The 14,460-nt window shown below is 66.5% G+C and carries 16 protein-coding genes; 9 read left to right on the top strand and 7 right to left on the bottom strand.

Translation table 11 applies throughout. From position 1 onward, the window contains the following. The first annotated feature begins 46 nt into the window (after positions 1 to 46). Positions 47 to 1,417, top strand: a complete 1,371-nt coding sequence (locus DMP03_RS07645) for a hemolysin family protein (protein ID WP_152120121.1) — start codon at positions 47 to 49, stop codon at positions 1,415 to 1,417. A gap of 1 nt (position 1,418) precedes the next feature. Here DMP03_RS07645 and nucS read toward each other — a convergent pair whose 3' ends face one another. Both nucS and DMP03_RS07635 read right to left on the bottom strand, forming a co-directional pair. After that, positions 1,419 to 2,120 carry an endonuclease NucS gene (gene nucS / locus DMP03_RS07640; RefSeq protein ID WP_152120120.1) on the bottom strand — a complete coding sequence of 234 codons (702 nt, stop codon included), beginning with the start codon at positions 2,118 to 2,120 and terminating at the stop codon, positions 1,419 to 1,421. Positions 2,121 to 2,143: 23 nt separating this feature from the next. Next, on the bottom strand, positions 2,144 to 2,707 hold the full coding sequence (locus tag DMP03_RS07635) for a DUF6735 family protein (protein WP_152120119.1): 564 nt from the start codon (positions 2,705 to 2,707) through the stop codon (positions 2,144 to 2,146). Between the two features lie 73 nt (positions 2,708 to 2,780). Between DMP03_RS07635 and DMP03_RS07630 the strand changes: the two genes are divergently transcribed. Next, the gene (locus DMP03_RS07630) at positions 2,781 to 3,362 is read left to right on the top strand and encodes a TetR/AcrR family transcriptional regulator (RefSeq protein ID WP_152120118.1); all 582 of its coding nucleotides are present in this window, start codon (positions 2,781 to 2,783) and stop codon (positions 3,360 to 3,362) included. On the opposite strand, the gene DMP03_RS07625 is transcribed toward DMP03_RS07630, so the two are convergent. Beyond that, entirely contained in the window at positions 3,353 to 3,757 is a 405-nt protein-coding gene (locus DMP03_RS07625; protein ID WP_152120117.1) for a DoxX family protein, read from the bottom strand. The genes DMP03_RS07630 and DMP03_RS07625 overlap by 10 nt on opposite strands. A gap of 452 nt (positions 3,758 to 4,209) precedes the next feature. Between DMP03_RS07625 and DMP03_RS07620 the strand changes: the two genes are divergently transcribed. Beyond that, the gene (locus DMP03_RS07620) at positions 4,210 to 4,431 is read left to right on the top strand and encodes a hypothetical protein (protein WP_225870789.1); all 222 of its coding nucleotides are present in this window, start codon (positions 4,210 to 4,212) and stop codon (positions 4,429 to 4,431) included. A 43-nt stretch (positions 4,432 to 4,474) separates the two neighbouring features. Here the strand turns inward: DMP03_RS07620 and DMP03_RS07615 are convergent, their stop codons facing one another. Continuing rightward, a complete protein-coding gene (locus DMP03_RS07615) occupies positions 4,475 to 5,065 on the bottom strand; it encodes a 50S ribosomal protein L15e (RefSeq protein ID WP_152120115.1) in 591 nt (196 codons plus the stop codon). A gap of 180 nt (positions 5,066 to 5,245) precedes the next feature. Here DMP03_RS07615 and DMP03_RS07610 point away from each other — a divergent pair, with 180 nt between their 5' ends. Then, entirely contained in the window at positions 5,246 to 6,256 is a 1,011-nt protein-coding gene (locus DMP03_RS07610; RefSeq protein WP_152120114.1) for a matrixin family metalloprotease, read from the top strand. On the opposite strand, the gene DMP03_RS14265 is transcribed toward DMP03_RS07610, so the two are convergent. Continuing rightward, on the bottom strand, positions 6,253 to 6,423 hold the full coding sequence (locus DMP03_RS14265; protein ID WP_172967102.1) for a hypothetical protein: 171 nt from the start codon (positions 6,421 to 6,423) through the stop codon (positions 6,253 to 6,255). The two genes, DMP03_RS07610 and DMP03_RS14265, sit on opposite strands and share 4 nt — an antisense overlap. Before the next feature lie 49 nt (positions 6,424 to 6,472). Next, complete coding sequence (locus DMP03_RS07605) at positions 6,473 to 7,555, bottom strand: aminopeptidase (protein WP_152120113.1); 1,083 nt, start codon at positions 7,553 to 7,555, stop codon at positions 6,473 to 6,475. 92 nt (positions 7,556 to 7,647) lie between these two features. On the opposite strand from DMP03_RS07605, the gene DMP03_RS07600 reads away from it, so the two are divergent. Continuing rightward, on the top strand, positions 7,648 to 8,556 hold the full coding sequence (locus DMP03_RS07600; RefSeq protein WP_152120112.1) for a hypothetical protein: 909 nt from the start codon (positions 7,648 to 7,650) through the stop codon (positions 8,554 to 8,556). Positions 8,557 to 8,626: 70 nt separating this feature from the next. Continuing rightward, entirely contained in the window at positions 8,627 to 9,829 is a 1,203-nt protein-coding gene (locus DMP03_RS07595; protein ID WP_152120111.1) for an inorganic phosphate transporter, read from the top strand. Here the strand turns inward: DMP03_RS07595 and mutS are convergent. Continuing rightward, positions 9,815 to 12,367: a DNA mismatch repair protein MutS gene (mutS, locus tag DMP03_RS07590; protein ID WP_197739307.1), complete on the bottom strand. Its 2,553-nt coding sequence runs from the start codon at positions 12,365 to 12,367 to the stop codon at positions 9,815 to 9,817. The two genes, DMP03_RS07595 and mutS, sit on opposite strands and share 15 nt — an antisense overlap. Positions 12,368 to 12,447: 80 nt before the next feature. On the opposite strand from mutS, the gene DMP03_RS07585 reads away from it, so the two are divergent. From DMP03_RS07585 to DMP03_RS07575, 3 genes are read left to right on the top strand one after another with little or no spacing between them, the layout of a single operon-like run. After that, complete coding sequence (locus DMP03_RS07585) at positions 12,448 to 12,801, top strand: thioredoxin family protein (RefSeq protein WP_152120110.1); 354 nt, start codon at positions 12,448 to 12,450, stop codon at positions 12,799 to 12,801. 59 nt (positions 12,802 to 12,860) lie between these two features. Then, the gene (locus DMP03_RS07580) at positions 12,861 to 13,496 is read left to right on the top strand and encodes a DsbA family oxidoreductase (RefSeq protein WP_152120109.1); all 636 of its coding nucleotides are present in this window, start codon (positions 12,861 to 12,863) and stop codon (positions 13,494 to 13,496) included. A 53-nt stretch (positions 13,497 to 13,549) separates the two neighbouring features. Next, entirely contained in the window at positions 13,550 to 14,269 is a 720-nt protein-coding gene (locus tag DMP03_RS07575; RefSeq protein ID WP_152120108.1) for a helix-turn-helix domain-containing protein, read from the top strand. The last annotated feature ends 191 nt before the right edge of the window (positions 14,270 to 14,460 follow it).

The raw sequence follows: 14,460 nt of genomic DNA, 5'->3' as shown, positions 1-14,460 counted from the left end.
GAGACAAGGCTTAATCCCCTCCCCCGGTAACCTCGTGTCGTCTCAAATGGGCATACCACCGGAACTCGGCGTTCTCCTGCAGTCGGGCCAAATCGACTTGTACGTCACGACGGTCTCGAAAGAGGCGTTCTTCGCGTTCGGCATCGCCGTCATCTGCGTACTCATCGTCTTCTCGGCGTTCTTCTCCTCCTCGGAGATTGCGCTGTTTTCACTCGCGAGCCACCGCATCGAAACGCTGGCCGAGGAGGGCACCCCCGGCGCTGACACGCTCAAGCAGCTTCGCGACGACCCCCACCGGCTCCTGATTACGATTCTCGTCGGCAACAACATCGTCAACATCGCGATGTCCTCTATCGCGACCGGTGTGTTCGCGCTGTATCTCTCACAGGGGCAGGCGGTCGCCGTCGCCACCTTCGGCATCACGGCTATCGTCCTGCTGTTCGGCGAGTCCGCACCCAAGAGCTACGCCGTCGAGAACACGGAGTCGTGGTCGCTGCGGGTGGCTCGCCCGCTCAAGATCGCCGAGTACGTCCTCTACCCGCTCATCATCATCTTCGATCACCTGACCCGGCTGGTCAACAAGATCACCGGCGGGCGGTCGGCCATCGAAACGTCGTACGTCACCCGCGAGGAGATTCGCGACATCATCGAGACGGGCGAACGCGAGGGGGTCATCGAGGAGGACGAACGCGAGATGTTCCAGCGCGTCTTCCGATTCAACAACACCATCGCCAAGGAGGTGATGACGCCGCGACTCGACATGACGGCCGTTCCCGTCGACGCCGCCGCCGAGGAGGCCATCGAGACCTGTATCCAGTCGGGCCACGCCCGGCTTCCGGTCTACGAGGGCAGCCTCGACAACGTCGTCGGCGTCGTCCACATCCGCGACCTCGTCCGCGACCTCGATTACGGCGAGAACGAGGACCTCGACTTGGAGCAGGTCATCGAGCCGACGCTCCACGTCCCCGAATCGAAGAACGTCGACGAACTGCTGAAAGAGATGCGGCACAACCGGATGCCGCTCGTCGTCGTCATCGACGAGTTCGGGACGACCGAGGGGCTGCTCACGATGGAGGACCTCACCGAGGAGATCGTCGGCGAGATTCTCGAAGGCGAGGAGGACGAGCCGATCGAGTTCGTCGACGACGACACCGCCATCGTGCGCGGCGAGGTGAACATCGAGGACGTGAACGACCGGCTCGACATCGAACTCCCCGAAGGCCAGGAGTTCGAGACTATCGCCGGCTTCATCTTCAATCGCGCGGGCCGACTCGTCGAGGAGGGCGAGACCATCGAGTTCGACAACGTCGAGATTCGGGTCGAAGCCGTCGAGAACACCCGCATCATGAAAGCGCGCGTCACCCGCCTCGCCGACGCCGAGGAAGATGGACTGGCGGCCGACCCCGAAAACGAGTAAGCTACTCGGGCGGCTCCAGCGCGACGAACTCCAACCCCTGTTCGGCGAGCAGTTCACTCGCCTGCTCGGTCACCGACGGCGCGACCAGGATTCCTCGTACCGTCGTTCCGTCGTGGCTCTCCCGTCGGAGTGCCGTGACGTACCGGTCTAACTGCCCGACTGCGTCGGGACCGACCCGCCGCCGCTTCAACTCTACGACGACCGCGTTCCCGTCCCCGTCGACGCCGTAGATGTCGACCGCGCCGGCGGCGGTCCCCCGTTCCGTCGCCCGCGGCTCGAAGCCCGACTCCACGAGCGAGGGCGACTCGAGGACGCGTTCACGCAGGTCTGCCTCCGTCCCCGACACCGACAGCTCCGAGTCGTCGGTGACGGCGTATCGGTTCACCGCGGCGACCGACGCGAAGTACATGTCCAGCGTCTCCTCGGGGGTCGTGCGCGTGCTGTGGATGTGGAGCTCACCGTCCGTGAGTCGGCTCTCGTGGTCGCAGCCGGGGGGCTGCCAGTTCACCGGCTGGTGCCCCTCGTCGGTGTGGACGAGCGCGGTGCCGTCGGGCTTCAACACGAGCAGCCGGTCGCCCGGTCCGAGCTCCGAACTCGCCCGGCCGTCGTAGTCGACGCGACACCGACCGAACACCGTCACCATCTCCCCGGCGTCGAGTCCGGCCTGCACCTCGTTGCGTGTCTCGCTCGCGTCGCGGTCCATACTGACGGCTGGGTCGGCGGTCGCTAAACCGCTCCGACTCGGGGATAACAGTCCCGCTCTCCGGCGAAGGAGCGCACCCGGCCGTCCATGTACTCGCGGGCGCGCTCTTCGCCGAACACGCCACACCCGACCATATCGGCGGTCGCGGCCTTCGTCCCCTCGAACCAGCCGTGAGCGTACTCGCGCTCGTGGTCCGCGACCGGCAGGATAACCCCGTCGCCGACCGGGTCGCGCTCTTTCCCGCCGCGCGCGCCGAGTCCGAGATGACAGACGAGATACTGCTCGACGGTCCACTCACGATCGATGCGATAACACCAGGTGTACGTCTGGTAATCGAGTCCCGCGACGACCTCTCGCCACGTCAGACCGGTGGATTCCGGGAGCGGGGAGACGGCGGTCCGGTCGCCGGCGTCGGTGAGGTCGATGCCGAGCGGGTCGAGCCGCGCCTGCAGGCGGTCGAGGTCGCGGTCGGTCGGTCCGCCGAAGGGGGTCGCCGGCGTGAGTTGGTCGGGGTCGGGGCGGTCGTGGGCGTAGTGGGCGTCGTAGCCGTCGGCGCGTTCGTACGCGACGAGCGTTCGGTCGGCCATACCGGGGGTGGCCGCGGCTTCCCACTTAACTTCGGACCGAAGCTGCTTTTGCTCCGGTCGTGTGCTCCTGTGTATGAGCGAGCGCAGCGAAACCGAACAGGAGGCGATGGCCGCCACGTACGCCGCGCTTGTCGACCACGGCTACGCCGGCCTCACTATCCAGGCCATCGCCGACGAGTTTCCGAAGAGCAAGTCGCTGCTCTACTACCACTACGACGACAAAGACGCCATCCTCCGCGAGTTCCTCTCGTATCTGGTCGAGGAGTTCCGCGCCGACTTCGATATCGACGGTGACGACGACCCCCGCGAGACGCTCGACAGCCTGCTCGACGGGATTCTCCCCCGCGACATCGACCCCGACCGGCGCGCCTTTCGGGTCGCGCTGCTCGAGCTGCTCGCGCGCGCCGCCCACGACGACGCGTACGCCGACTCGCTGTCCGACCTCCACGCCGCTATCCACGACCGCATCGCCGCGGTCATCGACGCCGGCGTCGAGGCGGGCGCGTTCCACCCCGTCGACCCCGACGACACCGCGGTGGTGCTCGTCGCGCTCGCCTCCGGTGGGATGTTGTGGGGCGTGACGACCGACCCGTCGATCGCCCGCCGCGTCCGCGCCGTCCTTGACGCGTATCTCGACGCCGAACTCTATCGGTAGGCCTCCCGCAGGAACGCGACTGCCGCACCGAACATCGCCAGATTCCCGAAGAAGGCGAGCCGCTCGCCGCTCGCGTCCTCCTTGTTCCAGAAGTCGTGCATCGTCGGCGTCACGACGGCGAGAAACGCCACCACCGCTCCCGTCGCCACCTTCGGCAGCTTCCACGCCGCGATGCCGAGCCCGCCGAGCAGGGCCGTCCCCGAGCCGAGCGGCGCGGCGAGTTCGGGGAACGGCACGTCCGCGGAGTCGGCGTATTCGACGTTGTCCTCCATGTCGCGGAAGTCCTCCGACGCCTGTAGCGCGATACCCAGTCCGAACAGGATGCGTCCGAGCCGCGACACCGTCTGTCGCTTCTTCCCCGTGTCGATGCGGTCGATTGTCGAATCGTCGCCCATAGGCCGTGTGGGCGTGGCTGGGGGAAAAGTGTATCCGCGATTTTCCGAGTGGGGACTTCGCTTCTCGGCAGCTCCCCAAACTCCTCACGTTTCGAGTCACGCCTCGGAACTATGTGTGGATTCGTGAACGCGCTGGGAATCTCTCGGGGGGCGAGTATTCTGCGCCCCTCGGCTCGGGTCATGTTAAACTGCTGTCTGAGCAGAAGCGTCCCCGCTCACGACCCCTTCCGACGGAGCCGTTGCCAGATTGGAAACACCTCTGCCGCAGCAATCAGGCTCAACAGCACCCCTGCAATAACCATCTTCGTATCCTCGCTCATGTGTGAGTGTATGCACGCCTCGGGCAAGTGGTTTGCTCTCTATTCACATGGCTGTCGCGTACGGACAGGTGTGGGTGACACACAGATGTTGCTGGACCGAAATAATATGTTGGTTGGAACCAATAGATATGCGTGAGCACATCAAACGAACTCACGGACGGTATCGATGACAACAGCTTCGGGCCGGTGGTGCTGGCGTCTATCGGCTCGGTTATGCTGGCGCTGTACTTCTACTACGTGCAGGGTGACAAACAGCGCGGGCAGTTCGTGGGCTTTTGGCCCGTTACGATTCTCGCGTTAGCCTCCTACTTCCGCCTCGAAGAAATCAAAGAGCTGCTGGCGGACGACGAGTAACCGCCACCCGCTTTTATTTCAGCGACCGCCTGCAGTCGTTCGTCTACTTGCCCTGTCGCTGGTTCGAAGAGACGGACGGGCGGGTCTGCTCGGTACCCTTTCCGCGCGTGCGGAGTCCGCGTCCCTGCGAGCCGGCGCTGGTCTTGCCACGGAAGACGCGCCCCTGCTGGCTGTCGTCGCAGATCCAGTTCAGGTCGTCGTCGTTCTGAATCGCACCGTGCTCGGGGTCGAGCAGGATGACTTCGAACCACTTGCGCGAGCCGTCCTCGCCGACCCAGTAGCTGTTGAGGACGCGCAGATTGCGGAACTTCCGCGAGACGCGCTCCTCGCCGATGCGCTGGATGGACTTGCGGCGCGTGATCTTGTTGACACCCTGTCGCTTCGACCGGCGACCGGCCTTGAAACGCTGTTTGCGCGCGCTGCCCTTGCGAACGGCGACGCGGGCGACGACGACGCCCTGCTTGGCCTTGTAGCCGAGCGAGCGTGCGCGGTCGAGTCGGGTGGGGTGGTCGATGCGCTCGATTGCGCCCTGCTTGCGCCACTCCTGTTGGCGCTGCCACTGCAGCTCTGCGAGTTTCCCCTCCTTCGGGGTCTGCCATGCCTCCGCGATGTGTGAGTAGAAGCTTCGTGCCATAGTTCTCCGCGGGCGTTCGTGGTTCAACACGTCCGTCGTGTCACATTCCGGCCTGCCGTAGCAGGTGCCCATCGGAAGCCCGCCGAACCGATGTGCTTGCTTCGTCTTCTCCGCTCGCGGGCAAAAGGGCGTCGAAACCGTAGCCACAAGCCGTATGGCTCGACCCTGCGAACGAAACGTATGCGCCGTGGTCTCGCGCTCGCCTCGCTCGCACTCGTCGTCCTGCTGGCCGGCTGTGGCGGGTCGCTCCCCGCTCCGGTCGACAGCGGCACGGCGACACCGTCGTGGACCGGCGACCCGGACAACCCCTACCGCGAGCAGACGCTGACCGTCGCGCTCGCCGACGAGGTCGGCACCGACCGCGACTACGCCCGGCTCGTGCAGGACGCCCTCGCCTACTGGGAACAGCGCAGCGAGGAGTACGCCGGCTACCCAATCGAGTATGAACTCCGAGCGAACGCGACCGACCCCGACGTGCGCGTGCGGTTCGTCGAGACCATCGACAGCTGCGGCCACGACGGCACCCAACTCACCGCCGGCTGTGCGCCGTATGTCACCGACGGCCCGGTGAACCGGCCGGCGAACGTCCGCATCGAGACGGATTACGACGACGCCTCGACCGTGCTCCTGCTCCAGCACGAACTCGGCCACACGCTCGGCTTGAGCCACGACGGCGAGCCGCGCGACGTGATGAGCGCGCAGGCGAAGCTGTACACGCTTTCGCAGCCGGACGCAACCGAGCGCGCGCTCCCGTGGGCCTCGCCGGACCTCACGTACGCCGTCGACTACGACGGGGTCGCCCCGAGTGAGCGCGACGCCACCCGGCGACAGATCGAGGCCGTGCTCGGCTACGTCGCCGACGGTGCCGAGGGCACGATTCCGGAGAACGTCACCTTCACGCGCGTCTCGGACCCCGAACAGGCGAACGTCACGATCCGACTCACCGACAGCGACCCCTGTAGCGACGGTGACGGTTCGTGTGGCTCGCTGCGCGGGCTGGACCCCGACGGCGACGACGCGTTGGAGACGTACTCGCGGCTGTCGATAACGGTCGCCGGGCTCGACACCGAGGCGCGCGGCTGGCACGTCGGCTACTGGACGGCCCGCGGCTTCGGGCTACGCGGCGATGGTCTCCCCGAACCGCTGCGGTCGTCGGACCCGGACGTGCGCCGGAGCGAGTGGTGGCACTAGGCGCGTTCCTCGCGGTGCTGTCGCCGTCTCTCCTCGCGGGCGAGTTCTCTCTCCAGCGCGTGAATGTGTTCGATACTCTCCTCGACGTATCGGCGCGTCTCACGGCCGTCGTCGGCGTTGAGCGCCTCGTGGAGGGCGGCGCGTGCGGCGGTCAGTTTCACGCTCATGCGAACAGCTACGAGCGTTTCGCTTATAATACTGAATACTAGTTCAGCCTCACTCCCACCGGAACCGACCGTCCGCCTGGACGGTCTCGCCGTCGACCGAGAGCCGCGACTCCCCACGCATGTCCGTGATGAGGTCGACGTGGACCGCGGAGTCGTTGCCGGACTCGCCCTCGGGATGGTTCGAGTCGTAGGCGCGCCCGAGCGCGAGGTGGACGGTGCCGCCCATCTTCTCGTCGAAGAGGATGTTGTCGGTGATGCGGTCGATGCCGCGGTTCATCCCGATTCCCAACTCGCCGAGCCGACGGGACCCTTCGTCGGTCTCGACGATGTCCCAGAGCACGCTCTCGCCCTGCGCGGCGTCGATACTGGTCACTTCGCCGTCCGAGAACTCAAATCGCGCGTCGCGAATCGGCTTGCCTCGCACGGTCATCGGGATGTCGAACGTGACGTGCCCTTCGGTCGCGTACGGGGCCGTAAACACCTCGCCGGAGGGGAGATTGTGCGAGTCGTACGCGACGCTGGCACAGGAGTTGACGGCGGTACGTCCGTCGATTCGCATCGTGAGGTCGGTCCCCTCATTTTCGATGTGGACCTCACTGCCGGCGTCGAGTACGTCCTTCATCTGTGCCATCTCGTCGGCGAGCGACTGCCAGTCGCGGAGCACGGCGTCGTAGACGAACTCCCGGTAGTCGGCAATCGACATCCCTGCCTGCTGGGCGAGCGACCGCGTCGGGTGGACGGTCGACATCCAGTCGATGTCGGAGCGAGCCTCACGAATCGCCTCGCGGGACTCGGCGTAGGCCCGCTGTGTCTCCGAATCCACGTCGGCGGTCTCCGCCGTGTTGTTCCCGCCGCCGAGTCTGAGCACGGCGTCGGCGTTCTCATACAGCGCGAGTTCGTGGGCGGGGTCGGCGTCGAACTCACCGTCGTGGGCGTCGAGATACGCCCGCGACAGCTCGCTGGAGCCGTAGGTCGTGTGGACGTTCGCGCCCCGTTCACCGAGCGCGCCGGCGACGGCGACGCCGAGGTCGTGGGCACCCTCAGCGACGCTGAGGACGACGTCGTCGCCCGATTCGATGCGTGCACTCCAGTCGACCAGCGTCTCGGCGTGGTCGTGAATCCGTTGGTCCATGTCGAGGGCACACGGGGCAAGCGGGTGAGTGTTGTGCCATCCGTCGACGTGTGAAAAGTAACGCCTATACGCGGCCGTTCAGTAGCACACCTATGCAACGGCGAGTCGCGGCGATATATCTCGTCTTCTTCGCGCTGCTGGGAGCGAGCGCGTTCTCGGTGCACGCGCTGGCCGACCAGCCGGAGATTACGGCACCCGGCCAGGAACAGGCAGAGATTGACACGACCCTTCCGAACGGCGAACTGTACGAGAACGGCTCGACCTTCACCCGCGGCGGCACCCAGTACACCGTCCTGCTGTCGATGGAAGAAGCCAGTGGTGGCGGCCACGGGGGCGGTGGGGGGATGGCTCCGGTGGGGAGTCTGAGCTACACCGCGACCGGAGTCGAACAGACAGCCGAGTGGGAAAACGGCTCCACCGTCACCTACGACGGCACCGACTACACCGTTACGCTCGACGCCGACGCCAGCCCACCGACCGCGACCCTGACCCAGACGTTCGACACGACGGCGCTGCTTGAAGCCGACAGCGCGGTCTACAACCAGACCGTCATGCAGGACGGCCTCGAGTACATCACCTACCGCTCGAACGACACCAACGTCCCGCTCTCGGAGTATCTCCCCGAGCCGGCGGCCGAGACGTTCGAACAGGGCGACACCGTCGAGTACGAAAACACCACGACCACGATGAGTGAGGTCACGAGCGACGTGGCCACCCTCTCGTGGACCATCTCCGAGTCGACAGAGCGGGAACTCGCCGAAGGTGGCAACGTCACGCTCGCCGACGACAACAGCTACTTCGCCCACTTCAGGGGCCACAGCGAGGAGGACCTGCGCGTGATTCTCGCACCCTCCGACTCCGACTGGAGCGCGTACCAGACCGGGCTTGGCCGACAGGACTACTACCACGAGCGACAAAACGGGCTGTGGGGCGTCATCTACATCACGGCCATCGCGTCGCTGCTCATCGTCGGACTGGCGTACATGCCGGTCCGCGGCTAATTCTGCACCCGTTTTCCGTCAGCGGTCCGTCTGACAGGATTATAAACAGCATACGCTACTCTCTCACATAATGGTCGCTATCATCACGCTGGCCGTCGCCGCTCTCGCCTCACTGTTCATGGCATGGGCTATCGGAGCCGGTTCGTCCGGCTCGACGCCGTTCGCGCCAGCCGTCGGTGCGAACGCCATCAGCGTGATGCGGGCCGGCTTCGTCGTCGGTCTCCTCGGGCTGGCGGGCGCATTTCTCCAGGGGGCGAACGTCACCGAAGCCGTCGGCTCCGAACTCGTCGTCGGCGGGAGTCTCTCTCCGACGGCCGCAATCGTCGCGCTCGCGACGGCGGCCGCGCTCGTCGCCGTCGGCGTCTTCGCCGGCTACCCGATTGCGACGGCGTTTACGGTCACCGGTGCCGTCGTCGGCTCCGGACTCGCGCTCGGGCTCGGTCCTGCGTGGCCGAAGTACGTCGAAATCGCGTCGCTGTGGCTGCTCACGCCGTTCATCGGCGGCGGAATCGCCTTTGTGACGGCGAAGCTACTCCGAAACGAGCGGGTCCCCGAGTCGGTTGCTGTCCCCGCACTCGCCTTCCTCGTCGGTATCCTGCTCGCCAACATCGAGTTCGTCATCCTCGGTCCCGGAAACACCGGACGCAGTATCGCGAGCGCAGCCACTCGCGCGGTCGTCGGTGAGGCCGCGACCGGAACCACTGTCCTCGCCGGAACCGTCCTCGCGACGCTCGCGTTCGCCGGCTTCTTCGCCGGCCTGCTCCGGCTCGATTTGACCCGCGACGAGGCGGCCGGACAGCGGCACTTCCTGCTCGCGCTCGGCGGGCTGGTCGCCTTCTCGGCCGGCGGTTCGCAGGTCGGTCTCGCGCTCGGGCCGCTCATCCCGCTGCTCGAACAGGGGAACATCGACATCGCGCTGCCCGTCCTGCTGTTCGCTGGCGGGCTCGGCCTGCTCGCCGGCTCGTGGACCGGCGCGCCCCGCATGATCAAGGCGCTCTCACAGGACTACTCCAGTCTCGGGTCGCGCCGGTCGATCGCCGCGCTCATCCCCTCTTTTGCCATCGCGCAGTCGGCCGTCTTCTTCGGCGTCCCCGTCTCGTTCAACGAGATTATCGTCTCGGCGATTATCGGCTCGGGCTACGCTGCCGGCGGTGCGGGCGTCTCCCGACAGAAGATGGTGTACACGGTGCTCGCGTGGCTCGGCTCGCTCGCGCTCGCGCTCGGGGTCAGCTACGGCGGCTTCCTGCTCGTCGACGCGCTACTCCAGCTGTGATTTGAGCTCGGATAGCAGCTCCAGCGCCTCCAGTGGCGTCGTCTGTGCGATGTCGACCCCGTGGAGCCGCCCGACGGCGCCGTCGGGTAGTTCTGTCTCCTCGCTCGACTCTCCCGCCTGCTCGTCGGTCTCCCGGTCCAGCAGCTCGTGTGCCCGCGAGACGACGGGGTCTGGAACGCCGGCGCTGCGTGCGACCTCGATACCGTACGAGCCACTCGCCGCGCCGGGCTTCAGCTCGTGAGAGAAGGAAACAGTCCCCCCGCTCCCGTCGGCGGCGAAGTGATAGTTCCTCGCGCGCGGGAGCCGGTCTGCCGTCTCCGTCAGGGCGTGGTGGTGGGTCGCGAACAGCGTGGTCGCCCCGACCACGTCGTGGAGCTGCTCGACGACGGCCTGTGCGAGTGCCAGTCCGTCGGCCGTCGAGGTACCACGACCCACCTCGTCGAGGAGGACGAGCGACCGCTCGGTCACCGCGTCGAGGATCGTCGCGAGTTCGGTCATCTCGACCATGAACGTGGAGCGCCCGCCGGCGATGTCGTCGCTCGCACCCACTCGGGTGAACAGCCGGTCCACGACTGGAAGCCGTGCCGACGCCGCCGGCACGAACCCGCCGGCCTGCGCCAACACGACCGCGAGTGCCACCTGCCGCATGTACGTCGACTTGCCGGCCATGTTCGGCCCGGTGATGATGGCGATATCGCCCCGGGAGAGCGTCGTCGGATTCGGCACGAACGACTGCTGAGTCCGCTCGACCACCGGATGGCGACCCCCCTCGACTTCCACTGCGTCGCCGCCCAACTCCGGCCGGCAGTAGTCACGCTCGGCCGCGACCGTCGCGAACGACTGGAGCGCATCGAGGGCGGCGAGCGCGTCGGCGACCGACTGGATGCGCTCGGTTTCGGCCGCGATGGAGCTTCGCAGGTCGGTAAAGAGGTCGTACTCCAGTTCGTCGGCCCGCTGTTCTGCCGTGACGATCTCGGATTCGCGCTCCTTCAGTTCCGGCGTGACGAACCGCTCGGAGTTCTTCAGCGTCTGGCGGCGCTGGTAGTCGTCGGGGACGGCGTCCAGATTCGGATTCGTCACCTCGATGTAGTAGCCGTGGACCTGATTGTAGCCGACCTTCAGCGAGTCGATGCCGGTGTGCTCGCGCTCGGTTGTCTCCAGCTCGTCGATCCAGTTTTTTCCCTCCCGTTCGGTCGCGCGCAGGGAATCGAGGTCCGGATCGTACCCCTCGGCGATGAGTCCCCCTTCGGTGAGTTCGATTGGCGGCTCGGCGACGAGCGCGGTGTCGATTTCATTGCGCACGTCCCGACAGGGGTCGAGTCGGTCGTGGAGGGCGGTGAGCCGTTGGCTCTCGCTTCCCGCCAGCGCGTCGCGAATCGCCGGTACCACGTCGAGCGTCGACTTGAGCGACCGGAGGTCGCGGGCGTTCGCCCGCCCGCGCGAGACGCGCGAGACCAGCCGCTCGATGTCGTACACGTCCCGGAGTTTCTCGTGGAGCCGCTCGCGGGTGCGCACGTCGCCGCGAAGTTCGCCCACGGCGTCGTGGCGCGCGGCAATTTCGTCGGTGTCGAGCAGCGGCCGCCGGAGGCGGTCGGTGAGTTCACGCGCGCCGAGCGCGCTCGCCGTCTCGTCGACGGTATCGAACAGCGTCGCGTCGGTCTGGCCGCCGACGCCGCGGCGCTCGAACAGCTCGAGCGACCGCAGCGCGACCGCATCGAGCAGCAGGTGCTCACGCGGGTCGTACCGGGTCAGGCGGTTCAGGTAGTCGAGCCGGTCGGCCTCGCCCGCGCGGGTGTGTTCCGCGTACGCGAGCAGCGCACCACAGGCCCGAATCTCGGCGTCGGTCGCGAGCACGGTGTCGGGGTCGCCGAAGTAGGCGGCGACCCGGTCGCGCGCGGAATCGAGGCCGAAGGCGTCCGGTCGGAACGGCGACACCATCGTCTCCCCGTCGAAGGCGTCGGCGTCGAGCCCCGGCGCGATGACCGCCTCCTCCGGGGCGAAGCGGTCGATTTCGTCGCGTACCGACCGCGTGTCGCCGCCGGTCGCGTAGAAGTCCCCCGTCGACACGTCGAGCACGGCCAGTCCGCGCTCGTCGCCCTCCCCGTCTGCGAGTCCGGCGACGAAGGTGTTCGACTCATCGAGGAAGGCGTCCTCGGTGAGCGTGCCGGGGGTGACGATACGAGTCACGGCCCGGTCGACGATGCCGGCCGTCTCCGACGGCTCCTGCACCTGGTCGGCGACGGCGACCCGGTAGCCCGCATCGAGTAAGGTCTCGATGTAGCTTTCGGCGTTGTCGATGGGGATACCGGCCATCGGATACCGGCCCGTCGAATCCTCGCGTTTCGTCAGCGTAATCTCTAGCAGGCGCGCCGTCAACTCGGCGGCCTCACAGAACGTCTCGTAGAAGTCTCCGACCTGAAACAAGACGAGCGAGTCGGGGTACTGCTCGCATAAGTCGAGATACTGCGACAACATCGGCGTGAGTTCCTCGCGCCGGTCGGCCATCTTCGCCGGCGCGCCGAGCGCGTCCGTCTCCATACCTCCGCAAGCGCGTCGGCGTGCAAATGCCGTTCGGCTCCGGGCGAGCGATACTTGAGCCGCCGCGACCTACGAGTGGTATGAACGACGCCGCCAAGCCGGAACAACTTGCCGACGAGCATGCTCTCGACGCCTTCCTCGCATCCCACGACCTCGCGCTCGTCGAAGCCTACACCAAGGGGTGTGCGCTGTGTCAGGCGATGGAGCCCGTCCTCGGCAACGTCGCCCGCGCCAGCGACATCGCCGTCGGAATGGTGAACCCGGGCGAGGATATCGGGCTGGTCGACCGCTTCGACATCCGGTCGGTGCCGACACTCCTCCTGTTCCGTGACGGCGAGCTCGTGGCTCGCCGGTCGGAGGGATTCCAGGGTGCGAGCGACGTGCTCGACTTCCTCGACGAGCACACGGACGTTGACATCGGCGTCGAGGCCTGAATCCCTCGGCTCGGTTCCGATGGCGATGTGATTTTCCCGCTTGATACCCTCCTCTACGTATGAGTGACACAGCTAGCCGCGAGCAGATCACCGTCTTCTCCGATTACGTCTGTCCCTTCTGTTATCTGGGTCGCCACTCGCTCGATCAGTATCAGGAGACGCGCGAGGAGCCGCTGGAAATCGACTGGCACCCGTTCGACTTGCGCTCACAGAAGCGCAACCCCGACGGGAGCATCGACCACTCCGTCGACGACGGCAAAGACGAGGAGTACTTCGAGCAGGCGAAGGAGAACGTCCGCCGCTTGCAGGAGGAGTACGACGTGGAGATGGACCTCGAACTCTCCCGCGACGTGGACTCCCTGCCCGCCCAGATGGCCTCCGTCCGAGTCCACGACGAGTACGACTACGAGACGTGGCTCACGTTCGACTGGGGAATCTTCGAGGCGCTGTGGACCGAGGGCCGCGACATCGGCGACGCAGACGTGCTCGCCGACGTTGCCGAGGCGGCGGGCGTCGACCCGGACCTCGTGCGCGAGGCCGTCGACGACGACGACCTCCGCGAGCGCGTTCGCGGGATGTTCGAGGAAGCCAGCCAGCAGGGCGTGACCGGCGTGCCCACGTTCGCGTACGACGGCTACGGCGCACGCGGTGCCGTCCCCCCCGAGCAGTTGGAGCGACTCGTCGAAGGCACCTGAGCGGAAGTTGGCAGATACCAACTGTCTTATCACTGGAGCGCGTCCCTCCGCGTATGCGCGAGTTCGAATTCGTCGTTCACTACGGGCCGGGAGCCGATTCGCTGATGGACGTGTTCCACGACCATCCGGGACTGACCGCCCGCACCTCCGAGTGTACGACCACGACCGACGCGATGTGGCGGGTCGACCACCTCCGGGGGCCGGCGACGGCAATCAGCGCTGCCGAGGAGATTTTCATCGACCACGACCGCTGTAACGAGTGTCTCGACGACCACGCCTGTGACACCTACCGCGAGTACCACGTCCTCGACCGCGAGGCGACGAGTCTGACCGTCTACACCTACCGGCGCGAGATTCAGGACTGTCACTCCGTGCCCTATATCGTCACCGACCACGTCGGCGAGGGGGCCATCTTCGAGGCCAGCCGCTCGGGCGGCGAGTACCGCTGGAAGGTGCTCTACCCCGAAGACCAGCCCGTCGGCGAACTGTACGACGCCATCGAGACCGAACTCCGCGAGGGTCTCTCGCTCGAAGTCTCACACCTCACCGAGGCCGGCCGCTGGGACCCCATCTCACAGGCCGAGGCCGACCTCTCGCCCGACGCGCGGGGCGTGCTCGAAGCCGCGGCCGACGCGGGCTACTACGAGCGCCCCCGCGAGACGACCGTCGGCAAGCTCAGCGAGGAACTCGACGTGCCACGCTCTACCCTCCAGTATCGGCTCCGCAACGCCGAAGACGCCGTTCTCTCGCAGTTCGTCGAGGTGAGCCAGTAGCCGCTGGCCACGCCGGTCCTCGACTCCCTCGGTCGTCTCTCCGGGTGAGAGCGCCCGGCCGGTTTTAGCAGAATACAGGCGCTAAGCCCCCGTCCTCAAGGAGCAACGCAGGGCAAAGCCCGAGTAGCGCAGTAGGGCGGGGATACAGCGCCGTCATCACCTGTTCGTACACTGTTCTATTGCAGGCCCAC

This window comes from Halosegnis rubeus (genome assembly GCF_009184545.1).
GTDB lineage: Archaea > Halobacteriota > Halobacteria > Halobacteriales > Haloarculaceae > Halosegnis > Halosegnis rubeus.
The sequence above is the reverse complement of the archived record's forward strand: the minus strand, read 5'-3'. Positions and strand labels throughout refer to the sequence as shown.